General features: G+C 41.1%; 25 protein-coding genes. 8 read left to right on the plus strand and 17 right to left on the minus strand.

The window, feature by feature from the left end; genetic code table 11:
- Window positions 1-3: 3 nt before the first annotated feature.
- Window positions 4-2460, minus strand: coding sequence for an acyl-CoA dehydrogenase FadE (fadE, locus tag OIZ54_RS13795; RefSeq protein WP_264390624.1), 2457 nt, complete (start codon window positions 2458-2460; stop codon window positions 4-6).
- 297 nt (window positions 2461-2757) lie between these two features.
- On the opposite strand from fadE, the gene OIZ54_RS13800 reads away from it, so the two are divergent.
- Window positions 2758-3522: a class II glutamine amidotransferase gene (locus tag OIZ54_RS13800; RefSeq protein ID WP_004587229.1), complete on the plus strand. Its 765-nt coding sequence runs from the start codon at window positions 2758-2760 to the stop codon at window positions 3520-3522.
- A gap of 73 nt (window positions 3523-3595) precedes the next feature.
- Here the strand turns inward: OIZ54_RS13800 and OIZ54_RS13805 are convergent, their stop codons facing one another.
- The 5 genes from OIZ54_RS13805 to cmoA form a co-directional block, all read right to left on the minus strand.
- Entirely contained in the window at window positions 3596-4333 is a 738-nt protein-coding gene (locus OIZ54_RS13805) for a DUF3108 domain-containing protein (protein WP_029772580.1), read from the minus strand.
- 16 nt (window positions 4334-4349) lie between these two features.
- On the minus strand, window positions 4350-4997 hold the full coding sequence (gene purN / locus OIZ54_RS13810; RefSeq protein WP_004588939.1) for a phosphoribosylglycinamide formyltransferase: 648 nt from the start codon (window positions 4995-4997) through the stop codon (window positions 4350-4352).
- A complete protein-coding gene (gene purM / locus OIZ54_RS13815; protein ID WP_029772582.1) occupies window positions 4997-6049 on the minus strand; it encodes a phosphoribosylformylglycinamidine cyclo-ligase in 1053 nt (350 codons plus the stop codon). Before purM ends, purN begins: the two co-directional genes overlap by 1 nt.
- 180 nt (window positions 6050-6229) lie before the next feature.
- Window positions 6230-7198 (minus strand): tRNA 5-methoxyuridine(34)/uridine 5-oxyacetic acid(34) synthase CmoB, encoded by a 969-nt coding sequence (cmoB, locus tag OIZ54_RS13820; RefSeq protein ID WP_064386948.1) that lies wholly within the window; start codon window positions 7196-7198, stop codon window positions 6230-6232.
- A gap of 12 nt (window positions 7199-7210) precedes the next feature.
- The gene (gene cmoA, locus OIZ54_RS13825; RefSeq protein ID WP_064386949.1) at window positions 7211-7936 is read right to left on the minus strand and encodes a carboxy-S-adenosyl-L-methionine synthase CmoA; all 726 of its coding nucleotides are present in this window, start codon (window positions 7934-7936) and stop codon (window positions 7211-7213) included.
- 116 nt (window positions 7937-8052) lie between these two features.
- On the opposite strand from cmoA, the gene OIZ54_RS13830 reads away from it, so the two are divergent.
- Window positions 8053-8742: a DUF3334 family protein gene (locus OIZ54_RS13830; RefSeq protein WP_004588943.1), complete on the plus strand. Its 690-nt coding sequence runs from the start codon at window positions 8053-8055 to the stop codon at window positions 8740-8742.
- Between the two features lie 208 nt (window positions 8743-8950).
- Here OIZ54_RS13830 and OIZ54_RS13835 read toward each other — a convergent pair whose 3' ends face one another.
- Together OIZ54_RS13835 and OIZ54_RS13840 are read right to left on the minus strand one after the other, a co-directional pair.
- Window positions 8951-9448, minus strand: a complete 498-nt coding sequence (locus tag OIZ54_RS13835) for a M48 family metallopeptidase (protein ID WP_055255240.1) — start codon at window positions 9446-9448, stop codon at window positions 8951-8953.
- 13 nt (window positions 9449-9461) lie between these two features.
- On the minus strand, window positions 9462-10310 hold the full coding sequence (locus OIZ54_RS13840; protein WP_096739850.1) for a DUF72 domain-containing protein: 849 nt from the start codon (window positions 10308-10310) through the stop codon (window positions 9462-9464).
- A gap of 247 nt (window positions 10311-10557) precedes the next feature.
- Between OIZ54_RS13840 and aspS the strand changes: the two genes are divergently transcribed.
- From aspS to OIZ54_RS13855, 3 genes are all read left to right on the plus strand, one after another.
- Entirely contained in the window at window positions 10558-12336 is a 1779-nt protein-coding gene (gene aspS / locus OIZ54_RS13845) for an aspartate--tRNA ligase (protein ID WP_029772588.1), read from the plus strand.
- Window positions 12337-12525: 189 nt separating this feature from the next.
- On the plus strand, window positions 12526-12756 hold the full coding sequence (locus OIZ54_RS13850) for a hypothetical protein (protein WP_264390625.1): 231 nt from the start codon (window positions 12526-12528) through the stop codon (window positions 12754-12756).
- A gap of 29 nt (window positions 12757-12785) precedes the next feature.
- Window positions 12786-13382 carry a pentapeptide repeat-containing protein gene (locus OIZ54_RS13855; protein ID WP_264390626.1) on the plus strand — a complete coding sequence of 199 codons (597 nt, stop codon included), beginning with the start codon at window positions 12786-12788 and terminating at the stop codon, window positions 13380-13382.
- A gap of 90 nt (window positions 13383-13472) precedes the next feature.
- Here OIZ54_RS13855 and OIZ54_RS13860 read toward each other — a convergent pair whose 3' ends face one another.
- On the minus strand, window positions 13473-13796 hold the full coding sequence (locus tag OIZ54_RS13860; RefSeq protein ID WP_004588950.1) for a hypothetical protein: 324 nt from the start codon (window positions 13794-13796) through the stop codon (window positions 13473-13475).
- A 124-nt stretch (window positions 13797-13920) separates the two neighbouring features.
- Here OIZ54_RS13860 and OIZ54_RS13865 point away from each other — a divergent pair, with 124 nt between their 5' ends.
- Complete coding sequence (locus OIZ54_RS13865; protein ID WP_096739848.1) at window positions 13921-14667, plus strand: alpha/beta hydrolase; 747 nt, start codon at window positions 13921-13923, stop codon at window positions 14665-14667.
- A gap of 105 nt (window positions 14668-14772) precedes the next feature.
- Here OIZ54_RS13865 and OIZ54_RS13870 read toward each other — a convergent pair whose 3' ends face one another.
- The 5 genes from OIZ54_RS13870 to OIZ54_RS13890 form a co-directional block, all read right to left on the minus strand.
- The gene (locus OIZ54_RS13870; RefSeq protein WP_096739847.1) at window positions 14773-15345 is read right to left on the minus strand and encodes a hypothetical protein; all 573 of its coding nucleotides are present in this window, start codon (window positions 15343-15345) and stop codon (window positions 14773-14775) included.
- 119 nt (window positions 15346-15464) lie between these two features.
- A complete protein-coding gene (locus OIZ54_RS13875; protein ID WP_096739846.1) occupies window positions 15465-16037 on the minus strand; it encodes a hypothetical protein in 573 nt (190 codons plus the stop codon).
- Window positions 16034-16441 carry a M35 family metallopeptidase gene (locus OIZ54_RS13880; RefSeq protein ID WP_232510928.1) on the minus strand — a complete coding sequence of 136 codons (408 nt, stop codon included), beginning with the start codon at window positions 16439-16441 and terminating at the stop codon, window positions 16034-16036. The genes OIZ54_RS13875 and OIZ54_RS13880 overlap by 4 nt, the downstream gene beginning before the upstream one ends.
- A complete protein-coding gene (locus OIZ54_RS13885) occupies window positions 16438-16647 on the minus strand; it encodes a hypothetical protein (protein ID WP_232510927.1) in 210 nt (69 codons plus the stop codon). Before OIZ54_RS13885 ends, OIZ54_RS13880 begins: the two co-directional genes overlap by 4 nt.
- Before the next feature lie 144 nt (window positions 16648-16791).
- A complete protein-coding gene (locus OIZ54_RS13890; RefSeq protein WP_064386443.1) occupies window positions 16792-17994 on the minus strand; it encodes a bifunctional alpha/beta hydrolase/OsmC family protein in 1203 nt (400 codons plus the stop codon).
- 267 nt (window positions 17995-18261) lie between these two features.
- Here OIZ54_RS13890 and OIZ54_RS13895 point away from each other — a divergent pair, with 267 nt between their 5' ends.
- Window positions 18262-19101 carry an isopenicillin N synthase family dioxygenase gene (locus OIZ54_RS13895; RefSeq protein ID WP_004589526.1) on the plus strand — a complete coding sequence of 280 codons (840 nt, stop codon included), beginning with the start codon at window positions 18262-18264 and terminating at the stop codon, window positions 19099-19101.
- A 279-nt stretch (window positions 19102-19380) separates the two neighbouring features.
- Here the strand turns inward: OIZ54_RS13895 and OIZ54_RS13900 are convergent, their stop codons facing one another.
- Window positions 19381-19803, minus strand: a complete 423-nt coding sequence (locus OIZ54_RS13900) for a DUF1801 domain-containing protein (RefSeq protein WP_264390627.1) — start codon at window positions 19801-19803, stop codon at window positions 19381-19383.
- Window positions 19804-19939: 136 nt separating this feature from the next.
- Here OIZ54_RS13900 and OIZ54_RS13905 point away from each other — a divergent pair, with 136 nt between their 5' ends.
- Complete coding sequence (locus tag OIZ54_RS13905) at window positions 19940-21331, plus strand: DEAD/DEAH box helicase (RefSeq protein ID WP_264390628.1); 1392 nt, start codon at window positions 19940-19942, stop codon at window positions 21329-21331.
- Between the two features lie 102 nt (window positions 21332-21433).
- On the opposite strand, the gene OIZ54_RS13910 is transcribed toward OIZ54_RS13905, so the two are convergent.
- Together OIZ54_RS13910 and OIZ54_RS13915 are read right to left on the minus strand one after the other, a co-directional pair.
- Window positions 21434-22177: a DUF3307 domain-containing protein gene (locus OIZ54_RS13910; protein WP_154945834.1), complete on the minus strand. Its 744-nt coding sequence runs from the start codon at window positions 22175-22177 to the stop codon at window positions 21434-21436.
- A complete protein-coding gene (locus OIZ54_RS13915; protein ID WP_264390629.1) occupies window positions 22177-22800 on the minus strand; it encodes a hypothetical protein in 624 nt (207 codons plus the stop codon). The genes OIZ54_RS13910 and OIZ54_RS13915 overlap by 1 nt, the downstream gene beginning before the upstream one ends.
- Window positions 22801-22941 lie beyond the last annotated feature (141 nt).

The raw sequence follows: 22941 nt of genomic DNA on the forward strand, positions 1-22941 counted from the left end.
GGGTTAAGCTGCATCTGCTTTGCTGTCTTCACTTTTACGTGCGGCTTTGCCTGCTAATAAATCAGCTGGGTCAAAGTCATCAACGTTAATCACATCTAAGCGTGCTTTTTCAACAGCGGCTAATTTATCAGCTTCTGCTTGGCTTAATATGCCAGCTTCAAGGCCCATTTGCGCTACTTTATCAAGTTGGAAGAATGGCAGTTTAAGGCCTTTTTCTTTACATACTCGTTCAAATAACGGCTCTACAGCCAGTACGTCTTTAAGTGTTTGCTCTTGACGGCCAACTAGGTTTAGTGGCTCATCTTTTAAGTAAACATAGCTTGCTAAACGGTTACGCGTTTCGCTAGGTACTTGGAGTAGTTGTGCTAATTTATGCTCAAGTTTGTCGGTAGGTTTACGAACCGGGCGGCCAAACGGGAATAACAATACTTTTAATACGCCACGTAATGGGGCAGAGGGCATGTTATTAATTAAATCAGCAAGGGCACGTTGGCAGTGGTAAAGATGATCCTGACAGCTCCATTTTACTAGGGCTAAATCTTCTTGTTTACGGCCTTCGTCGTTATAACGTTTAAGCGTTGCAGACACTAAATATAAGTAGCTTAGTAAGTCACCTAAACGTGCTGAAATGCGCTCTTTACGTTTAAGCGAGCCACCAAATACCGCCATGCTAATGTCAGACATAAGCGCAAGCGATGCACTAAAGCGTGATGCTATACGGTAAAACTCTGCGGTGTCGTCTTTGTACGGTACGCTAGTAAAACGTGCACCACTAAGCGCAAGCCACTTAGTACGTACAAGGTTCGACATTGTAAAGCCAATGTGGCCCATTAGCGCTTTATCAAATACGTTAAGCGCTTCTTCGCGGTCTTCAATTTCACAAGCACCAAGCTCGGTTAGTACAAATGGATGACAGCGAATTGCACCTTGACCATAAATAATCATATTACGGGTCAAGATGTTGGCACCTTCTACTGTTATAGCAATAGGGGCACCTTGATAGCCACGACCTAAATAGTTATTTGGCCCAAGCATAATCCCTTTACCGCCAAGTACGTCCATTGCATGAATGGTCGACTCGCGCATTTGCTCGGTAAGGTGGTATTTAATAATAGCTGAAACAACCGATGGCTTTTCACCTAAATCTACCGCACCGGTTGACATACTAACCGCTGCATCTGAGCTGTAAGCGTAACCTGCAAGTTTAGCCAGTGACTCTTCAACACCTTCCATTTTACCAATAGGTAAACGGAACTGACGACGAATACGGCTGTATGCACCTGTTGCTACGGCAATTGTTTTAATGCCACCGGCAGAGTTTGATGGCAATGTAATTGCACGGCCAACCGATAAACATTCAACCAGCATGCGCCAGCCTTGGCCAGCCATTTCTGGGCCACCAATAATGTAATCAAGGGGTACAAAAATGTCTTTACCGCGAGTCGGGCCATTTTGAAATGGTACGTTAAGCGGGAAGTGGCGACGACCAATTTCAACACCTGGCGTGTTAGTTGGAATAAGTGCACAGGTAATGCCTGGCTCTTTGTTGTCGCTTAGTAAACCATCTGGATCTTGTAGTTTAAAGGCAAGACCAAGTACTGTAGCCACTGGTGCAAGAGTAATGTAACGCTTGTTCCAGGTAAGGCTAATACCTACTACTTCTTCACCGTTCCATTGCCTTTTACACACAACACCGTAATCAGGAATTGAGCTTGCGTCAGAGCCTGCTTCTGGCGAGGTTAATGCAAAACATGGAATTTCTTGGCCTTGGGCTAAGCGCGGTAAATAATGATTTTTTTGATCTTCTGTACCGTAGTGCTGTAGTAATTCACCTGGGCCTAACGAGTTAGGTACACCTACAATTGATGATAGTAAGGTCGATTTACTGGTTAACTTTTGCAGAACACATGATTGTGCAAACGCAGAAAACTCTAAACCGCCGTATTCTTTTTTGATGATCATGGCAAAGAATTTATTATCTTTTAGATATTGCCATACATCTTGCGGTAAATCGGTAAGCTCGTGTGTTGCTTCCCAATCATCTAGCATGCTACATACTACTTCTACAGGGCCATCAATAAAGGCTTGCTCTTCAATAGTCAGCTTTGGTACTGGGTATTGGTGTAGCTTTTTCCAATCTGGGTTACCACAAAATAAATCAGCTTCCCACCACGTAGTACCGGCATCGATTGCTGACTTTTCAGTGTCAGACATGCTTGGCGTTACTTTTTTAAAGGTAGTAAAAATCGGCTTGATTATATATTGCTGACGAATGCCAGTAACAGAAAGAGGAACTGCGATGATCAAAAAGATCAACCAGCTAATTAAACCAAAAGCACCTGCAAAGGTACCAATTAATAATGTTGCGGCAGAAACACCAAGTGCTGTGTTCCAACTCGCTCTGTGGTAAACCGCGATGCTGAGCAGTGCGATTAAACCGAGTGTAAATATGAGTGTCATTGCTTATTCCTTAATAGAGGTCAGACCACCTCAGTTAGAGTAGCGCTAGTGAGCGTAAGTTTCAAGTACATTACAGCGTTAAATTAACGACAAACTAGCTATTATGCTTATCATTATTCCCTTTTTAAGGAACAAGCATGCACCACTGCTGTGTTTAATTCAATCGCAGCGATTATTTAAGCGCTAAAAATCAGTAAATCAGCTAGCCAAAAAAGTTTTTTTAAGTAAGTATGTCTGTTGTAGCGCACAGCAAAGTACAGCGCTATTTATACGTTTTTTTTAAGGGTTAGTTTATTAATGTGTGAATTACTTGGCATGTCAGCCAACGTACCTACGGATATTTGTTTTAGTTTTTCAGGTCTATTAGAGCGCGGTGGTAATACCGGCCCGCATAAAGATGGCTGGGGTATTACGTTTTACGAGGGTAAAGGGTGTAGAACCTTTAAAGATCCTGAGCCAAGCTATCAATCAGAAATTGCCAAGCTAGTAAAAGCTTACCCCATTAAAAGCGTGTCGGTAATTAGCCATATTCGCCAAGGCAACCGTGGTCGAGTGTGCCTTGAAAATACCCACCCGTTTACTCGTGAGCTTTGGGGGCGCGAAATTACCTATGCACATAATGGCCAGTTATCTAACTATCACGATTTAAAACCACAATATTATCGCCCTGTGGGCAACACCGACAGTGAGCTGGCGTTTTGTTGGTTGCTAGATAAAATTCGTGAAAAATACCCAAAACGCCCCTCTAATATGGCCTCTGTATTTAGATACGCGGCTAAGCTTTCGCATACGCTACGTGAAAAGGGCGTATTTAATATGTTATTGACCGATGGCGTATTTGTATTGGCGTACTGCACGAATAACTTACACTACATAACGCGCCGAGCACCATTTGGTAAAGCAACGTTAATTGATGCCGATATGGTAGTTGATTTTAACGAAGAAACCACCCCAAACGATGTAGTAACAGTAATAGCTACACGGCCATTAACCAACGACGAACGCTGGCAAAAAATGCAGCCAGGGGAGTTTGCGTTATTTAAAATGGGCGAACTAATTTAGTTAAATAGCCTAAAAGTAAACACAAAAAAACGCGATATAAAATCGCGTTTTTTTGTGTTTGCTATCACCGTGTTTACGGCGCTTCTGATCTTACTTCGCTGCTTTCGCTTACTGGAGTAGAAACAGGCTGGGTAACGGTAAATGAATTCATTTGTACTTCAAACTGCTCCATGCCTTTTTCGCCTTTCCACATACGTACTAGCATGTAGTCCATTTCTGGTGCAAACCAGGCAAGGGCTTGGCGTTTATCGTTATCGTATAAACGTTTTACTTTTATAGCTTCTACGTTACCAATTGGCAGCGAAATCATTTCTTTGCCAACCACTTCAAAGTTGTAGTCGCGGCGATTGCCTTTTTTATCAATAAGCGGAAACGAAAAATAAGTTTCGCCTTTTTTTAAGCCTTCGCGTACTTGTACTTGATACGAAATAGCATCTTGAAATTCGTCAGTCCATTCGCACTTTAGTGGGTATTCGCTAGTGCTGCTGGTGACCACTTTATTTTGTGTATCAAAGTCTATTTTATAATCTTTATCTGGGCCGGTGCCGGTACGCACCATATTGTAATGATGAGGAGTGACTTTGTTATCTAAAAAAGTAAATACTGAGGTTTCTTCTCGCTTGTCAGAGAAAATCATCCACTCAATATTGCTGTGATAAGTAAGTTGATATGTTTGCTCGCCAACTTTTTTAAGTTCGCGTACTGCCTCGCCATGATTTTTACCTTTGCGTAAAATATCGTAGCTGGCTTGATACTCTGTTAGTTCGCCTGCAATTAGGCTAGTAGGAAGTAAAGCGCCCACACATAACAGCAGGGCACTTATTTTTTTATTGTGGGTAGTGCGCGCCGTGTGCAGGAAGTTGTTTTTCGTCAAGAACTGCATAATCTGCTTCCATAGTAAGTCTGTGTTCACTGAACCACTTGACCACCAAAGGATAAATTATATGCTCTTGTTCGTGCACGCGTTTAGCTAATGTTTCTGCTGTATCATCCTTGAGTACAGGTATTTGCGCCTGAAGAATAACGGGACCGCCGTCTAACTCTTCAGTTACAAAATGAACACTTACGCCATGAACATCGTCTTTTGCATCAATTGCTCTTTGGTGGGTATTCAGCCCCTGATACTTAGGCAACAAAGATGGATGAATGTTCAACATTTTTCCAACATATTTTTGCACTAAGCTAGGAGTAAGAATACGCATAAACCCAGCTAATACAACTAGATTTGGCATAAAAGAGTCAATAACGTTCATTAATTGCGCATCATAGGCCTCGCGCGAGTCAAAATCTTTGTGACTGAGCACTTTTGTAGCAATACCTGCTTGTTTTGCACGCTCAAGGCCGTAAGCGTCTGCTTTGTTACTTATAACAGCCGCTATGTGTCCGTTTATTTCGCCGCGTTCGCAGGCATCAATAATGGCTTGTAAATTAGAACCACTACCCGATATTAATACCACTAAGCGAATGGGTGCCATTACTTAGCACCACCTACAATTTCTACTTGCTCTTCGCCGGCAACAGCATCTTGAATTTCACCAAGGTGCCATGCGTTTTCGCCAAGCTCTTTTAAAATGCTTAAGCTTTGCTCTAGCGCATCGCCTGGTACTACTAATACCATGCCTACACCACAGTTAAATGTACGGTACATTTCGTGCGTAGTAATATTGCCGTTTTCTTGTAACCAGTTAAAAACGGTTGGCCACTGCCAGCTATCGCCTTTAACTACTGCTTTTGCAGAATCGGGTAATACACGCGGAATGTTTTCCCAAAAGCCGCCGCCAGTAATATGCGATAGGGCATGCACGTCTACTTGCTTAAATAACTCAAGTAAAGGTTTAACGTAAATACGGGTTGGCTCTAGTAAGTGCTCGCCTAGAGTTTTTCCGTCAATAACTTGGTTCGTATCGGCGTTTGATACTTCAAGTACTTTACGAATTAAAGAAAAGCCGTTTGAGTGCGGACCGCTAGAAGCAAGGGCAATAAGTTGATCGCCGGCTGCTACTTTTGTGCCATCAATAATTTTAGATTTTTCTACTACGCCGGTACAAAAACCGGCCATGTCGTAGTCTTCACCATCGTACATACCTGGCATTTCAGCTGTTTCGCCGCCAATCAGGGCACAGCCAGAAATCTCACAGCCTTTACCAATACCGGTTACTACATCGGCCGCTGTGTCTACATCTAGTTTACCTGTTGCATAGTAATCTAGAAAAAACAGGGGTTCAGCGCCTTGTACTATTAAATCGTTTACACACATTGCAACTAAATCAATACCTACAGTGTCGTGTTTTTTTAAGTCGATAGCTAAACGTAGTTTAGTACCTACACCGTCAGTACCTGCTACTAGTACTGGCTGTTTGTAACCTTCTGGAATTTCGCAAAGAGCGCCAAAACCACCAATTCCGCCCATTACTTCTGGACGACGCGTTTTTTTAACTACGCCTTTAATACGCTCAACAAGTGCATTACCAGCGTCGATATCTACGCCCGCGTCTTTATAGCTTAATGACTGTTTTTGTTCGCTCACAGGTTTTCCTCAAATAATTGCTTGGGGTTGCTTTTCGATAGCTTAGAAACGCGCGTATTTTACAACAATTGCAACTGCGCGGCTAGCTCAAATATAGTTTTGAAATAATTAACAAGGACACTTGTCCGCTATTAGTTTGTTAATTGCACAAAAAAAGCACCCTGGGTGCTTTTTAGTTATTTATGCTTTGGCAGTTAGTATTGCTCTAAGTGGAGCAGGATAACCTTCAATGGTTTTACTGGTATCGTTTGGGTCTAAAAAATCAACTAACGATTCGTTTTCCATCCAGTCGGTCCTGCGTTGCTCATCAAGCGTGGTAATTGCGCAATCTTTTATTTTCACATCTTTAAAGCCAACGCGTTCCATCCACAGTTTTAGTGCAGCAGTACTTGGAATAAACCAAACGTTGCGCATTTTTGCGTAGCGGTCGGTAGGTACCAGTACGGTGTTTTCATCGCCTTCAATTACTAACGTTTCTAGTACGAGTTCGCCACCTGGGCGAAGCTGCGCTTTTAACTGCGCTAAAAAATCGATAGGCGAGCGGCGGTGATACAGCACCCCCATAGAAAAAACCGTATCAAACGCTTTAAGCTCGGGTAGTGCTTCTACGCCTAATGGTAATAAATGCACGTTTTCGTCTGGGTTGTAATGTTTAATGGCCTGAAACTGACACAAAAATAAATCAGAAGGGTCAATACCCACTACAAATTCAGCGCCTTCACCGCGCATACGCCATAAGTGATAGCCAGAGCCACAGCCGATATCTAATACTGTGCGGCCTTTCAATGGCTCAATATGAGGAAGTAGGCGGTCCCACTTCCAATCGCTGCGCCACTCAGTGTTTATTTCAATACCGTGTACAGTAAAGGGGCCTTTGCGCCATGGCATCATGCGTTTTAATAAATGCGTGGCTTGTTTTTGCTCGCCATCACTCATCTCCCCCGGTGCGCCAATTTCTACTTTAGTGGCGATATCAACGTGGGTTGTTTTTACTTCTGGCAGATTTTTAAGTACTTTTTGCCATTTTGGTAAATCGCCATGGCTTGCCTCGTTTTGCCAATGCTTTAATTGAGCGGGCAGGGTTTCTAGCCAGTGGCTAAGTGGGCTTTGTGCAATTGCTGCGTAAAATTGGTTAAACCATTGAGACATAAGTCACTCTCTTTATTTAATTGCTACCATTGAGCAAAAATTAAAACATTGATACCACACCTGCGTTTGGCTAAAACCAATGTCGCTTAAACGATTAAAGTGAGTGCTTAGCGTATCGGGGCGCATCACGTTTTCAATGGCAGTACGTTTTTGGCTTATTTCAAGCTCTGAGTAGCCATTGTGGCGTTTAAAGTCGTGGTGCAAATCAATTAACAAATTATCGCACTGCTCGTTTTCGGCTTTAATTTTTTCGCTAAGTAGCAGTACGCCACCGGGTTTTAAGTTAGCGTAAATTTTTTCAAGCACGGCTTGGCGCTGTAAAGGCGGAATAAATTGCAAGGTAAAATTCATGGCTACTACCGAGGCATTTTGAATCTCAAGCTCATTAATATCGCCTAAAGTTACTCTAACAGGCACGTCTGATTTAAAGCCTTGTAAATGAACCTTACAACGCTCAACCATAGCTTGTGAGTTATCTACAGCAATAATGTGGCAGTTATCGGTGCGAATATTACGGCGCATACTTAGGGTAACTGCACCAAGCGAGCAGCCTAAATCGTAAAGGTTTGAATTACTTTGCGCATATTCACCGGCCAATTTACCCATAGTGCTTACAATGGTGGCATACCCAGGCACAGAGCGCTGAATCATATCTGGAAAAACCTCAACCACATTTTGGTCGAAGCTAAAATCTTTTACTTGTTGCTCAGAGGCGTAAATACTGTCTTTTATACTCACTAAGGCAGTCTCTTTAAAAATAATGGCACTATTTTAACATTTTATACTGGATAGTCAGTGATAAATTCAGTAGCTTGGCTAGAATTATGAATAATAAGTATAAAAGAGAACGTTAAATGAGCAAAAGTAAGGTAATTAGCACAGACGATATATTAGCAACCCTATGTCATTCAGTGACGGGTGTTCTGTCATCAGCCAGTGGTAACGAAATTAGCTACTCGGCTATGGTGCAAAAAATAACGCGCACCTGTATGCGTCCAGATATTGGCTGTTTTGTATTATTTGATGGTGGCTTTACAGGGCTAGTAGTCACTAATTTTACAGCGCAAGCGGCAATGGAAATTTACGGCGATTACATGCGCAATATGGGCATGCCTGAAGAAGAAATTGCCCACAGTCATTTATCAGATGACGTTTCAAATGTAATGGGCGAGCTGATGAATCAAATTGTTGGTGACTTCACTTCTAAAGTGCGTGAGCAGTTACATACCTCTATTACGCAAAACCAGCCAAAAATGATGGCAATTAATAAACAGGTGCAAATATCGGTTGATACCACAATGGACCGTCCACAAGCACGCCGCGTAACCTTTACTACGCGCAACCAAAATATCTTTTACCTAGAGCTGGCAATGGATAAAACAGAGTTTATTAAACTACATGACTTTGACATTGTAGAAGCGATAGACCCTGATGACATTATCGAAAACGAAGCTAAGCAAAAGGCTGAAAAAGCAAAAGCTAAGTCAAAAGAAGCAGAACAAGATGATGCCGATGATGACTTTATGGCTGAGCTAGGGCTGTAATGTAGGTTGGGTTGAGCGAAGCGAAACCCAACGTGCTTTTGAGCTGTCAGTTTTAAGCTATCAGCGGTCAGTAGAAAAGCTACTAAAGAGAACGCGATTTTAAATCGCGTTTTTTTATTGAGAACTTTGATTACGAGTTAGGTTGTATTTATTTTTCGCTGACCGCTGACCGCTGACCGCTGACCGCTGACCGCTGACCGCTGACCGTTCATGAATAAGGATTCTCTCCCATCGCCACCACCACACAAAAAATCCTCAAATCTAACTCTAACTGATGGTATTGCGGCTCCATATGGCAGCACAGTTTATAAAAGCTTTTGTTGTGATCTTTTTCTTTAAAGTGGGCGAGTTCGTGTACGACTAGCGCTTTTAACAGTGGCTCGGGTGCGCGCAGTAAGTCACTGTTTATGGCTAAATCGTGCTTACGGGTTTTACCCTGCATGCGGTAGGTGTGAGTACCGAGTGCGTTGGTAACCATATCCCCTTGTTTTTTAAATGCAGCGCGGCCAAACGGTGGGGCGTTTTTTAAATACTGCTTTTTTAAATCAGTGGCGTAGCTGTAAAGTAGTTTGTCGGTGGTGATGGTGTGCGCATGTGGGTATTTTTTAAGTAAGTAGTCACATACCTTGTTGTTATTTATAAGGCTTAATACTTGCTCAACAATGTTAGCTGGGTAGCCGGTAAAGTAACGTGCGTATTCACTCATTTTTATTCTCTATTTAAAAAAGCGTTGGCTGGTGGGCTTCTTTTTCGCCGCTGAATGGATTTAATACTGGGTGATTATACCCTAGGTCTTCACAAAACTGCCTAGCAAGGAGTGGAGATTCACGGTTATCAGCAGTATGAAAAAACACATACGGGGATTTACCCTCATCAAGCCATTGTTTTACTTTATTGAGCCACGGTTTATAAAAGGGTTTATAGTCGTTTTGTAAATCGGCTATTACAAAGCGTGCCATCGGCTGCGAGCCAGTAGCTATTGCATGTACCGGTAAGTGGGGCTTTTTTTGTTGTGCATCTATTAAAGCCTCGGTGGTGGGCTTTACTGCAAAAAGCGCACGGGTATCCATAGAAATACGGTTTATATTATTTGCCATTAATAGCTGATTAAGGGCAATTTCGGCCTCACCTTTTTTAAAAAAACCACTATGGCGTACTTCTACGCCGTAATTTAGCTCTTTGGGGAGCAAGCTAATAAATTGCGTTAATTTAGGTAAATCGCTTGGACCAAACGCTTTGGGTAATTGCAGCATTATTTGCCCTGTTTTTTCAAGTATTGGGGCAAATAACGTAAGCCAGTCATTAAGTTCTGTTTGAACATTACTAAGCGCAAGCTCGTGGCTAAAGCGACGATGAAACTTAAACGTAAATTTAAAGTCCTCGGGTACGCTTTGAGCCCAGCGTAAAACAGTGCTTGGCGCTGGGTCTGCGTAAAAGCTGGTATTGCCTTCAACTGAATTAAAATGCTGGGCATATTGGCTTAGCATATCGGCATTTTTACATTGGCGGGTAAATAAGTTGCCTTTCCAGGCGCTGCTCGACCACTGAGGGCATCCAATATATAACATAAAAAGGGTGGCTTAATGACTTCGTGGCGTAAGTGTACCAAATACATACGGTGCTTGCTGCAAATTCAACCACCAACGTTCAACACGCCCTAGCATCTTGATACTACTTGGGTATAATGCAGGGCTTAATTTGATTATTTTTAGATTGCTAGCGGCTTTATTTGTATTGTGGTGACCAGTTTTTTAAATCACACGCCTTAAAACAAATAAATATAACCGTTTAAGCCTTTTATCTGACAGGAAAACTATGCGCTCTATATATTGCGGACAGCTAAATAAAACTCACGTAGATCAAGAAGTTGAACTATGTGGCTGGATCAACAAACGACGTGACCTTGGTGGACTTATCTTTGTCGATTTACGCGATAGAGAAGGGTTAGTACAAGTTGTATTCGATCCAGAGGTTGAAGGACTAATGGATAACGCTAACAAACTTCGCCAAGAGTTTTGTGTGCAGTTAAAAGGGGTTGTACGTGCGCGCCCAGAAAGCCAAGTAAATAAAGACATGGCAACAGGCGAAGTGGAAATTTTAGGTACTGAGCTAACTATTATTAATCGCTCTGAGCCGCTACCGCTTGATTTTAATCAAACCAATTCAGAAGAGCGCCGCTTAAAGTACCGCTACTTAGATTTACGCCGCCTTGAAATGAGCGACCGTATTAAACTGCGCGCTAAAGCAAGCAGCTTTGTTCGTCGCTTTTTAGATGACAATGGCTTTTTAGACATTGAAACACCTGTACTTACAAAAGCAACACCAGAAGGTGCACGCGATTACTTAGTACCAAGCCGTGTTCATAAAGGTAGCTTTTATGCATTACCACAGTCACCACAGTTGTTTAAGCAATTGTTGATGATGTCGGGTTTTGACCGTTACTACCAAATTGTTAAATGTTTCCGTGATGAAGATTTACGTGCCGATCGCCAACCTGAATTTACCCAAATAGATTTAGAAACCTCGTTCATGAGCTCTGATCAAGTACGTGGTATGACTGAAAAAATGATCCGTGAAATGTGGCAATCATTATTAAACGTTGATTTAGGCGATTTCCCAATTATGCCTTACAGCGAAGCAATGAGCCTTTATGGTTCTGATAAGCCAGACTTACGTAACCCAATGAAGCTTGTTGATGTAGCTGATTTAGTAAAAGACGTAGAGTTTAACGTATTTTCAGGCCCAGCTAATGACGAAAAAGGCCGCGTTGCTGTATTAACAGTACCGGGTGGCGCTAAGCTTTCGCGTAAGCAACTTGACGATTACACTAAGTTTATTGGCATTTACGGCGCTAAAGGTATGGCGTGGATGAAAGTAAACGACCGCGATGCAGGCGCTGAAGGCGTTCAATCTCCAGTTGCTAAGTTTTTAAACGAAGAGGTAATTACCCAGTTACTTGAGCGTACTAACGCACAAACGGGCGACATTATTTTATTTGGTGCCGATAAACGCAACGTTGTAAACGAAGCAATGGGCGCGCTTCGCTTGAAGATTGGTGTTGATTTAGAAATCACTAACCTTGATAGCTGGGCGCCACTTTGGGTTGTTGACTTCCCAATGTTTGAAGAAGATGACGAAGGCACGTTACATGCTGTGCATCATCCATTCACCGCACCAAAAGATATTAGCGCAGAAGAGCTTGAAGCAAACCCTGCCGCGGCTATTTCAGATGCTTACGACATGGTATTAAACGGCTACGAAGTAGGTGGCGGTTCGGTACGTATTCATAATGCTGATATGCAAGAAGCAGCATTTAGAATTTTAGGGATTGATGCGCAAGAGCAACAAGACAAGTTTGGCTTCTTACTTGATGCCCTTAAATACGGCACACCACCACATGCTGGTTTAGCCTTTGGTCTTGACCGTTTAGTTATGCTTTTATGTGGTACCGATAACATTCGTGACGTTATTGCATTCCCTAAAACCACTCAAGCATCGTGCTTATTAACCGATGCACCTAGCAAAGCTAATAGCGACTCGTTAACTGAGCTTGCAATCAGTGTGGTAGAAAAAGCAATTCCTAGCGAAGAGTAATACCGCTCGCAACAAATGCGCTTAGCTAGATTTAAAAACCCTTAGGAGTATGCCTAGGGGTTTTTTTATGGTTAAATTTAAACCAGTTCATACCAATCGTGTTAAGTTATTAGTCTATTTAGCACGCTAGAATAGTTAAATATTTAAGTTGCTTGGTATCAAATATTATTCAATAGAGAGGGAGTTCTTATGTCGTTTAGTCTGACATTATTTGGTGAATTTTTAGCTTTTTTTATTTTGTTTTGCATTCCAATTTTTGCGCTGATTAGCTACAAAATAGGTAAACGCAAAACCACCATGCCGGGCGTTTTAGCTTTTGTGGGCGGATGCTTAGCGGTATTTCCGCTCTTTGGCTTAATTTTTATCGCCTTATTAGCGCTTAAACAAGATTTGCCAAAAACCAGCCCTTATGCCCATTAAACAACCCTAAATACGGACACGTAGTCACAGTGCCAATTTCTAATAATAACTATTATTGCGATCAGCAATTTAGTGCCTTACAGCTAGCAAAACACACTCTCGAAAACACAGAGTTTGAAGCATGTACGTTTATAAATTGCGACTTATCTCAGGGGCAATTTAAAACGTGTCGATTTATAGAGTGCAGCTTTGAGCATTGCAATTTATCGAGCATTGATTGGGGATACAGCTCGCTTGAAAATGTAAGCTTTAGCCATTGTAAGTTAAACAGCGTGCAATGGAGCAATGCTTATTGGGGAGCGCTAAGTATTGATGCGCCGGTGAGCTTTAATAGCTGTGAGCTTAGTAACAGCTCTTTTTATGAATTAACTTTAAAATCACTAAAATTAATTCACTGCTTTGCAAAAAATGTTGATTTTAGACATGCCAATTTAAAGCAAAGTACATTTACAGGAAGTAATTTTCGCGATAGTGAGTTTTTTCAAACCACTTTAACTGAGTGTGACTTTGTAGGGGCTACAGAATTTAATATAGATTTAAACAGTAATACGTTAGCGGGGGCTAAGTTTGAGCGCTTTGAAGCCCTTAATTTACTGACAAGCCTTAACATTGAGCTTTGCGATTAATATGTGAGGAGCGTTTAGAAGCTGCATATTGCAAGCCTCTAAACAATGAATAACCTTTAATAAGATTAAACAGTGGCCTGTAGCTTGGTATTAACAGCTAGGGCCATTTTTATTACGTGCGTTTGCCAATGTGCGGGCAATTTCAAGCAGTGCAGGGGTGATGTCATCAGCGCCGTCTTTGATTAATTTGGTTACATCACCTGATGAATATAAGCTATCGCGCGGCGACTTAATACCAAGTTCGCGGACAAAGTCTTTTGTTTTACCTGTGCTGCCTGTTTCAATAAATTTAAAAATAATACGCTCGTTGTTACTTTTTGGCTCGGCCTGTAACACGGCAATTTCTTCTTTATAGGCTTCTATTCGACTTTGCAAAATGTCGATACGTTGTTCAATAGTGCTGTATGATTTCATGGGGTACTTTTCTAAATTAACTAAAAATAATACCCGTATTATCGCATACATTAGCAATGGCGCGCGCTAACCTTTATAGTAAAAGTTATTTTTATTTAAAAACAATAATTTATATAAGTACAACATGCATAAAACAATAAAAAAGTTACTAAAAGTAAGTGCATTTAGCCTAAGCGCGAGTTTAATATCACCATTAAGCTTTGCTAATGACGATGTAATAGTGGATCAAAGCCGCAATCGGACCATCCCTATAAATATCACATACCCCAATGAGAGTAATCAATGCAGCGTACACGCAAAGTGCCCTGTAGCATTTGTAAATGCAGGCTACGGCATTAGCCACAATGACTACACGTTTGCGAGTAAGCTATTTAATGCACAGGGTTATTTAAGCATTGCAGTCGCGCATGAGCTAAAAACCGACCCCTCGCTTAATCGCATACAGCCTTATTTAACCACCCGCATGGAAAACTGGCATCGCGGTGTGGTAACGCTTAAGTTTTTAGTTAATGAGTTATCGAGTAAATACCCAGCGTATGATTTTACTAAACTCACTTTATTTGGCCACTCTAACGGCGGTGATATATCAGCTTTATACGCTTCAATTTATCCAGGGGAAGTAAGCCAAATAGTGACACTTGATCACCGCCGCATGTTGATCCCACGTAATAAAAATATACGCGTACTGACACTGCGCGGTAGTGATTACCCAGCTGATGCTAACGTGCTATTAAACGATACAGAGCTTAAAGAGTTCCCTGTTAGCCAAATAAAGATAGAAAAGTCGCGCCATAACGATATGCACGACGGTGGGCCAACATGGCTGGTGGATCAAATGAGTAAAGAAGTAGGGACGTTTTTAGATAATTAGCCAAGATATATAATCAAGCCAACTTTAAGCTGGCTTGATATATAAAGGTTTAAGCTGACGCAGAATTTTGAGTGGCATTAAACAAAGTATGTATATTATTGCAGGTTACCCTTGCGGCGTAGCAAACTGTTTTATTGGCCGTTCCTTTATTTCCATATCTTTTGTAGGAATAGCTAGGAGTGAATATTTCGTTCTTATGGTAATGATATCAACAAACTTACCGTTAATGTACAAGTTGACGAACGGTGTAATTGTACTTACTAAGTATTTTTTTTCAGGGTTTAAAGCAAACCTCTCTTCCATGCCTTTTAGCTCAATAAACTTTACTTCAAGCGGTTCGAACTCTATCGAGGATAATTTTGTGTGTGCACGCCGGCGCCCTTGTATAGGTTGTTCAGGGACCTTTGCATTGGGGTTTTCTGCTCTTATTGAGAAGTATTCATCCACTTCATATATGAACATTGAGTTTAAGTCGATACCTTGTTCATTGAAAGCGAGAGAGCTTAATTTAACTTGATAAGGCGAAGTATTTGCCAACCTTATACTAGTTATACATTTAGTATCTATATGACAAAATGTATAAGAAGATGCAGCAATAGGACTTTCGATAACTTCTTCAGAGTTGGCAAAAGTAGAGTAACTAATTAAAAAAAGTATAATATTCACTAAAATTTTCATTAGGCTGCTCGCACTGCATTTTCAAAAAAGATATGGTCGGAATAACAAATTTGTTCTGCCACTATCATCCTAACTCACTTCATATCCACTAAACAGAGCTAGTGGATTATTACTACTGATTACCCGTGTGGCGTAGCAAACTGCTTTATTGGACGTTCTTTTATTTCCATATCTTCTGTAGGAATTGTTAACAGTGAATAGTTTGTTCTAATTGTGATGATATCGGCAAATTTACCATTAATGTACAAGTTTACAAATGGAGTAAGTGTTCCTACCATATACCTTTTCCCAGGCTCTAATGCAAACCTCTCTTCTATGCCCTTTAGCTCTATAAACTTGACTTCTAGTGGCTCGAATTCTAATGATGATAATTGCTTGTAGGCACGTCTGCGTCCCTGTAAGGGTTGCTCTGAAATACCTGTATCTAAATTATTCTCTTTTAAATCGTAGTATCTACTTTCTTCAAATACATACATCGAATTTAAATCGATTCCTTGTTCATTAAAAGCGAGAGAGCTTATCTTAACTTGATACGGTGTTGTGTTAGCTAGTCTAATATTCGTTGTACACTTAGTATCTAGATGACAAAAAGTGAAAGAGGAGGTAGTGATAGGGCTTTCTTTAACTTCTTCAGACTTAACAAGAGATGAGTAACTTATTAAACAAACGATGGGAATAATAATTTTTTTCATTGGGCTGCTCGTACTGCATTTTCAAATGCGTATGAAGAGGATAGAATTTCTTTCCTATATTGGGCGTTTTGATTTATTCGTGCGTTTCGCGCGATTATATTAAGCTCTTTCATAGCTGTTCTAGCGTTATATGCCGTATCTTCAGAAGTCCATACCGCATGACTAAACTCGTGAACGATAGTATCAACTTTTCTGTCAGTTCCTACTTCGAAAAAGCTCTTACCAAACCCTATAATTCCATATCTCTCATAATAGGTAGCATCGCCAAACTCAGCACATTTATACAATTTTTGTGGAGTCAAATACATAGAACCAATAAGGTTAATTACTTTACGCGCTTGGCGGATTAAAAATGTTCGTGTTGCTTCAAAATTAATTGAATTAACAAAACCATATTGTTTCATAATTGATTCGAATTTTTCTTTTTATCTAAGTTAGCAGGGTTGTGCAATATATTAATAAAAGTTGTTAATGCTTTTGGGGTAATTAGCATAGCCAATTCAATTTGTTTTAGCTCAGATAAAGTTAACTCGATACCTGTTTTGTTTGTTACTTCGTAAATTGAAAAGTTGTTGCGCTCATAGTAAGTATTTTTATTCATACTATTCATACCTATCCTTGGTTGTATAATTTTTACTAACAAACTACTAGAATTGTACCTATTATTCAACCTCTATATTTTATCTCAGATTGTGAGATTGCTTTATTGAACATCTAAAATAGCGCAGCCACAGCTGCGCTATTTTTGTTTTAGTTACTCAACTAATTCACTTACTACAATTGGGCTGTTATGCAGGGTTTTATGCACAGGGCATTTGTCGGCTATTTCTAGCAGGCGTTGGCGCTGTGCTTCGGTTAAGTCGCCGCGTAGGGTAATTTTACGGGTAATGGCCTCTAGGTTTTGGGTGCATTCGCCGTTGTCGCAATCTTTGTAATAGTCGCGGGTGTGTTCAAGCTCTACTTTTATATGATCAAGCGGCAGCTTTTTTAAGGTTGCATACATACGCAGTGTCATTGAGGTACACGCGCCTAGGCCTGCGAGTATATGGTCGTAAGGATCGGGGCCTAAATTACTGCCACCTACTTTTAATGGCTCATCGGCAAGCCATGTATGATCTTTAGTACTTACGTGCTGAGTAAATATATGATCTTTTTCTTCAACCAGTACTTTGCCGTTTTCTAATTTTGCGCTGTAGTTGCTTTGCTCATATTTAACGTAGCGGTTTGCCCAATTAGCAATTAGCGTAGCAGCGTACTCGGCATCGTTTTTATTACTCAGTAAGTGGTCGGCGTTATCGAGGCTAATAAAACTTTTTGGGTGTTTGGCTGATGCATAAATTTTCTCGGCTTCTGAAATATTAACCGTGGCATCAACAGGGGAGTGCATAACTAAAAGTGCGCGTTTTAATTTACCTATATGGCTACGGTCGTACTTTGCTATGTCCTCTACAAATTGTTTTTTTATGGTAAATTCGCGCCCAGCTAAGCTAACTTTAGCTTCACCTGCGGCGTTTATTTCGTCTAAATGGGCTTCAAAGTTATGTGCAACGTGTTGCGCATCTGAAGGAGCGCCAATTGTTGTAATAGCCGATACCTCAGGAATATGCTCTGCAGCAGCCAGTACGGCAGCGCCGCCTAAGCTGTGGCCAATTAATAACTGCGGCGCATCAAAGTAAGTACGCAGGTGATCGGCTGCGGCCACTAAATCTTGAATATTTGATGAGAAGTTACTGTTTGCAAAGTCGCCGTCGCTATTGCCAAGGCCGGTAAAGTCAAAGCGCAGTACGGCAATACCCTGTTGGGTAAGGGCGCGGCTTATGCGCGTAGCGGCAGCAATATCTTTGCCACAGGTAAAGCAGTGTGCAAATAAAGCATAAAACTTTACATCGCCGGCTGGGCGTTCAAGCTGGCCTGCAAGTTCTAAATCGCCGCTTTTAAAAGATACTTTTTGTCGCATAGAAGAGCCTTAGTGTTTCATTAAAATACGTTACAATAATAGATAAGATATAAGCACTAACTAGTGTAATTTCAATGTTTATTATGCTTTGATCTTGATCAAGTAAACTGTTTACTATTTCATCGTGAGGACATTTGTCCTTATGTTTTTTGGGTGGTTTGTCTATCCTCGCACAGCGCTATAATGAAGGTTTTGCTACTTTATATTGGCTAATTAGTTATATTTTAAAGCAGCTCACTTCTAACAACCTATTCACTGGAACGTACAATGCAATTACCTACTGTTGATTATAAAGCTCCCGATGCGGCTGCTCACTTTGTTGAATCGTTAAGAAACACCGGTTTTGGTGTATTAAAAAATCACCCAATCCCGCAATCTTTAGTTGAGTCTATTTACGAAAAATGGCAAGACTTTTTTAATTCAGAGCAAAAGCACGACTTTTTATTTTCTAAAGAAACGCAAGACGGTTATTTCCCGCCTTCTGTATCTGAGGTAGCTAAAGGCTTTACAGTAAAAGACATTAAAGAGTACTTTCATGTTTACCCTAAAGGTCGCGTGCCTGCAGAGCTTGAAGCCGACGTGCGTGAGTACTACCGCTTAGCTAACGAATTTGCAGCAACGCTTTTAAGCTGGGTTCAAGCAGAGGCACCAGCCGATGTACGTGCTAAGTTTTCTATCGATTTAAAAGACATGATTGCTGATTCTGAGCAAACATTGTTACGTATTTTACATTACCCGCCAATGACAGGTGATGAAGAGCCAGGTGCAATTCGCGCTGCGGCCCATGGTGACATTAACTTATTAACTGTGTTACCTGCATCGAACGAGCCAGGCCTGCAAGTTCAAAAAACTGATGGCGGTTGGTTAGATGTGCCATGTGACTTTGGTAGCTTAATTATTAATATTGGTGACATGTTACAAGAAGCGTCGGGCGGGTACTTCCCATCGACTATTCACCGTGTAATTAACCCAACGGGTAAAGCGTCGACTAAGTCGCGTATTTCTTTACCGCTGTTTTTACACCCACGCCCTGATGTTGTGCTTTCTGAGCGTTACACGGCAGACAGCTACCTACAAGAGCGTTTACGCGAGCTAGGTGTTAAATAACGTTATATTTATTGAGTTAAATATAAACCAAAAGCGGCTTTTAGCCGCTTTTGTTGTTTTTAAGCAAGGTTATACCAATCCGCAATAATGTTGAATCATTTTTAGGGGCTAAACGTGTCGCTATCTGCGTTAAAAAATTCTCATTTATGACTATATGGATGCAGAAGGTAGAGTAATGCAGGAGCAATTGCCGAGAACAACTAAATAACGAATTTATTGTCTAGCTATCAACACGTTTATCTATTCTCAAAATAGATCACTTAATTAAGCGGATTGGTATTAATTTTTAGGGTAAGTTTGTTTCATTATTAAAACCGACTCAGCAATTATTTGCTCAAGTATAGCTAAATCGATATTTTCCAATTTTGTCACGTACAAACAGCTTTTACCTAGGCTATGTTTACCAAGCTTATTTAATAATGCCGCTATTTTGGGGTGAACAAAGCCAGGCATAATATAAATAGAAAGCTTAGTTTTGCGTGGTGAAAACCCTGTGATTGGCCATTCACCTGTGCGGCCGGAGTCGTACCTATAGCTGTATTGGTCAAACCCTATAATATCTTTACCCCATACAACAGGCTTTGCCCCTGTGACTTTTTCAAACAGGGTTAGTAAGGTTTGTGTGTCTTCAATACGCTTTGAATCTATACTTTCTAGGCATTGCTTAAGTGTTATTTGGTTTGCTTTAGTTTTTAATGTCATAGCGTTGATTTGTATTGTTATTAGCTACTCTAAGGTTAGCACTTAATTTGCTAAGTGAATATTTCCATGCATTTCTAAGTTAGTTGCGTATAATGCGCCCTTGGCCGGTTTGGCCTTTATTTTATTGAGAGATTTTATGAGTTTTGATGGTTTAGGTTTATCACAGTCTTTAGTTAACGCGGTTTTAGAAAAGGGCTATGAAACGCCAACGCCTATTCAGGCTCAAGCAATTCCTGCAATTATTGAACGTCGCGATGTAATGGCGGCTGCACAAACAGGCACAGGTAAAACCGCTGGTTTTACGTTACCGCTAATTGAGCTGTTATCTAAAGGCAGTAAAGCAAAAAGTAACCACGTACGTGCCCTTATTTTAGCGCCTACGCGTGAGCTGGCTTTGCAGGTAAGCGAAAACGTTGAAGAATACGCTAAACACTCTGATGTAAGTTCGTTTGTAGTGTACGGCGGCGTAAAAATAAACCCACAAATGCAGCGCCTTCGTAAAGGGGTTGATATTTTAGTGGCCACGCCTGGGCGTTTAATCGATTTACATAATCAAAACGCGGTTAAGTTTGATAATGTTGAAGTGCTGGTACTTGATGAAGCCGACCGCATGCTTGATATGGGCTTTGTTCACGACATTAAACGCCTGATTGCTAAAATGCCGCCTAAACGCCAAAACTTAATGTTTTCGGCAACGTTTTCAGATGATATACGTGCATTAGCAAAAGGGTTAATTAACGACCCTGTTGAAATATCAGTTGCGGCAAAAAACACCACTGCTAAAAGCGTAACGCAAAGCGTTTACGCTGTTGATAAATCGCGTAAAACCGCATTACTTAGCCATTTAATTCGTAGCAACGATTGGCAACAAGTATTAGTGTTTAGCCGTACCAAGCACGGAGCAAACCGTTTAGTTAAACAGCTTGAGCGCGACGACATAGTAGGCGCCGCTATTCATGGTAATAAATCACAAGGCGCTCGTGTTAAAGCGCTTGATGGCTTTAAAAGTGGTGAAGTACGCGTACTTGTAGCGACTGATATTGTGGCACGTGGTCTTGATATTGTTGAGCTTCCGCATGTGGTTAACTACGACTTACCAAACGTATACGAAGATTACGTTCACCGTATTGGCCGTACAGGCCGTGCTGGTGCATCAGGGCATGCTATTTCGTTTGTAACAGCCGATGACGCCGCTGATTTATACGGTATTGAACGTTTTATTGGTGAGCTAATCCCTCGCGCTGAAGAGCCTGGATTTGAACCAACTAGCCCAGTACCTGAGCGCGCATTAGATGCTCGCCCAATTAAACCTAAAAAGCCTAAAAAAGCAAAGCAGCCGTTTAACAAGCCTAAGTCTGATAAGCCGAACAGCAAAAAACCAAACAATGGGGGAAGCGGTACAGGCCCTCGTCGTGGTGGTTCTAAAAAACCAGCAGCCAAAACCGATGACAACGCACAAAGCCCATGGGCAAAGCGCCAATCGGTAGGTGGTAATGGCCAGCGCCGTCGTCGCCCAAATAATGATTAATCATTATTAAAGATTGTATTGGCCTTTAATTAAATGCCAATACAAAAAACGCGCTACCTTTTTAATAGAAGTAGCGCGTTTTTTATTTTCTGTAATTTATACTTACCTGATCAACGAATTAACGCCTAATCCTACAAACAAGGTGACGCTAACGCTTAGTAAGGTGCCTAGCATAACGTACTCGGTGAGCTTTTTATCTTTACTGGCACTTAAATCGCCAAACCTAAATACCGACTTGGCAGCTAGCAAAAAGCCAAGCCCAGCAAATTGATCAAGTAATATAAAGCTCAGCATAAGTACTCGCTCTATCATGCCAATGCTTTGTCCGGCCAACGGTAAGCTGCCCTCACTTGAAAAGTTAGCGGTGAGCCTTTCAAGCATCATTCTTATAAATACGGCACTTGGGCTTAATATAATTAAATATCCGCATACAACCCACAGTACTTTAGGGTTTATGGCAAGTGCGCTTACGTACGCGATTAAACTTTGGTTATCAGTTATATAAATACACAGCGCTATTATTACGGCTATATGCGCGATTTGGTCGAGTAAAAAGGGCACAACCCCTTTATTTGAATACGACTTAGCAATATCTATTAGATAGTGGCTAAGCATAATTGCAGCGGCTGAAAGTAACACGGTGCTTAGTTGTTGCCAGCCATAGCTATATTCCCAAAGCGCTAAAATAACGGCGCTAACCACACCGTGTACTAATACATGCAGGTAGAGCTTTTTAGCTTTAAAGTGGTGGGTGTTTCTATCGTTTACCCAGCTCATTGGTTGTAAAAAAAAGTCACTGACTAGGTGGCCTATAATTAATGTCACTAATAATAACGAAAACCCCATTACTCACTTCCTTTTGTAATCGTTGTTATGACCTGTTTAGCGTGTACTATAAATCGCTCTATAAGCTGATAATTTGCTAAATTAAGCAATTTAGTGACATTTTCGCGACTGGTGTTAAGCTCTTTTGCCAGTGCTGCATGGCTGTTATCGGCCTGGGTTAAATACACGTAAAGTGCATTGGCTTGTTTTTGCGTTATTTTGCTAAGCAAGGTATCAATAAAGGCAAGGTTAAGGCTAAAGCCCTCATCTAGGGTGTGCTTTGCTACCTGTAAGGTAAAGCGTTGGTTGGCTATTTTATCAAGGCCTTGCCCTGAGAGCACAAAGGCCGAGCCGGTGGCTGTTTTTATATCGCTGCGTGGGTTGTCTACCTCACCTAAGGCCATACTTTGGCGTAGCTCGTAACCTGCCGACTTTAAATGCAAATAAATGATAATAGCGGTTTTAATTAACTGCTCGCTTTGATTTATTTGTAACTGAAAAGCATCACCTCGGTATATGGTCCACAGGGATGTATTATCACTAATTGCACGCAAACTTTGCTCTAGCTGATAAAGCATGGCATCGTATTGCTGCTTAGGTATTTTTTGCGATTTAATTATATCGCCGCTGATCACACCAATCATAAAAATCCAAAAAGTAACTTAATGCAGTTACATAGAATCAGGTAACCAAATTTGGTTACATTTAGTTAAGTAACCAATTTAGGTTACTTAAAACAAAATTGCAAGGTTCACTCGTTAATGGCGTTTTATTTCAGCTGCGCT

This window comes from Pseudoalteromonas sp. A3, from assembly GCF_025942345.1.
Lineage (GTDB): Bacteria > Pseudomonadota > Gammaproteobacteria > Enterobacterales > Alteromonadaceae > Pseudoalteromonas > Pseudoalteromonas atlantica.

What these genes read in the sequence shown, in the direction of transcription:
- fadE (WP_264390624.1), bottom strand. Translation starts at nt 2,460, where the DNA reads ATGACACTCATATTTACACTCGGTTTAATCGCACTGCTCAGCATCGCG.
- OIZ54_RS13800 (WP_004587229.1), top strand. Translation starts at nt 2,758, where the DNA reads ATGTGTGAATTACTTGGCATGTCAGCCAACGTACCTACGGATATTTGT.
- purN (WP_004588939.1), bottom strand. Translation starts at nt 4,997, where the DNA reads ATGGCACCCATTCGCTTAGTGGTATTAATATCGGGTAGTGGTTCTAAT.
- cmoB (WP_064386948.1), bottom strand. Translation starts at nt 7,198, where the DNA reads ATGTCTCAATGGTTTAACCAATTTTACGCAGCAATTGCACAAAGCCCA.
- OIZ54_RS13830 (WP_004588943.1), top strand. Translation starts at nt 8,053, where the DNA reads ATGAGCAAAAGTAAGGTAATTAGCACAGACGATATATTAGCAACCCTA.
- OIZ54_RS13835 (WP_055255240.1), bottom strand. Translation starts at nt 9,448, where the DNA reads ATGAGTGAATACGCACGTTACTTTACCGGCTACCCAGCTAACATTGTT.
- OIZ54_RS13840 (WP_096739850.1), bottom strand. Translation starts at nt 10,310, where the DNA reads ATGTTATATATTGGATGCCCTCAGTGGTCGAGCAGCGCCTGGAAAGGC.
- aspS (WP_029772588.1), top strand. Translation starts at nt 10,558, where the DNA reads ATGCGCTCTATATATTGCGGACAGCTAAATAAAACTCACGTAGATCAA.
- OIZ54_RS13850 (WP_264390625.1), top strand. Translation starts at nt 12,526, where the DNA reads ATGTCGTTTAGTCTGACATTATTTGGTGAATTTTTAGCTTTTTTTATT.
- OIZ54_RS13860 (WP_004588950.1), bottom strand. Translation starts at nt 13,796, where the DNA reads ATGAAATCATACAGCACTATTGAACAACGTATCGACATTTTGCAAAGT.
- OIZ54_RS13865 (WP_096739848.1), top strand. Translation starts at nt 13,921, where the DNA reads ATGCATAAAACAATAAAAAAGTTACTAAAAGTAAGTGCATTTAGCCTA.
- OIZ54_RS13870 (WP_096739847.1), bottom strand. Translation starts at nt 15,345, where the DNA reads ATGAAAATTTTAGTGAATATTATACTTTTTTTAATTAGTTACTCTACT.
- OIZ54_RS13875 (WP_096739846.1), bottom strand. Translation starts at nt 16,037, where the DNA reads ATGAAAAAAATTATTATTCCCATCGTTTGTTTAATAAGTTACTCATCT.
- OIZ54_RS13880 (WP_232510928.1), bottom strand. Translation starts at nt 16,441, where the DNA reads ATGAAACAATATGGTTTTGTTAATTCAATTAATTTTGAAGCAACACGA.
- OIZ54_RS13885 (WP_232510927.1), bottom strand. Translation starts at nt 16,647, where the DNA reads ATGAATAGTATGAATAAAAATACTTACTATGAGCGCAACAACTTTTCA.
- OIZ54_RS13890 (WP_064386443.1), bottom strand. Translation starts at nt 17,994, where the DNA reads ATGCGACAAAAAGTATCTTTTAAAAGCGGCGATTTAGAACTTGCAGGC.
- OIZ54_RS13895 (WP_004589526.1), top strand. Translation starts at nt 18,262, where the DNA reads ATGCAATTACCTACTGTTGATTATAAAGCTCCCGATGCGGCTGCTCAC.
- OIZ54_RS13900 (WP_264390627.1), bottom strand. Translation starts at nt 19,803, where the DNA reads ATGACATTAAAAACTAAAGCAAACCAAATAACACTTAAGCAATGCCTA.
- OIZ54_RS13905 (WP_264390628.1), top strand. Translation starts at nt 19,940, where the DNA reads ATGAGTTTTGATGGTTTAGGTTTATCACAGTCTTTAGTTAACGCGGTT.
- OIZ54_RS13910 (WP_154945834.1), bottom strand. Translation starts at nt 22,177, where the DNA reads ATGGGGTTTTCGTTATTATTAGTGACATTAATTATAGGCCACCTAGTC.
- OIZ54_RS13915 (WP_264390629.1), bottom strand. Translation starts at nt 22,800, where the DNA reads ATGATTGGTGTGATCAGCGGCGATATAATTAAATCGCAAAAAATACCT.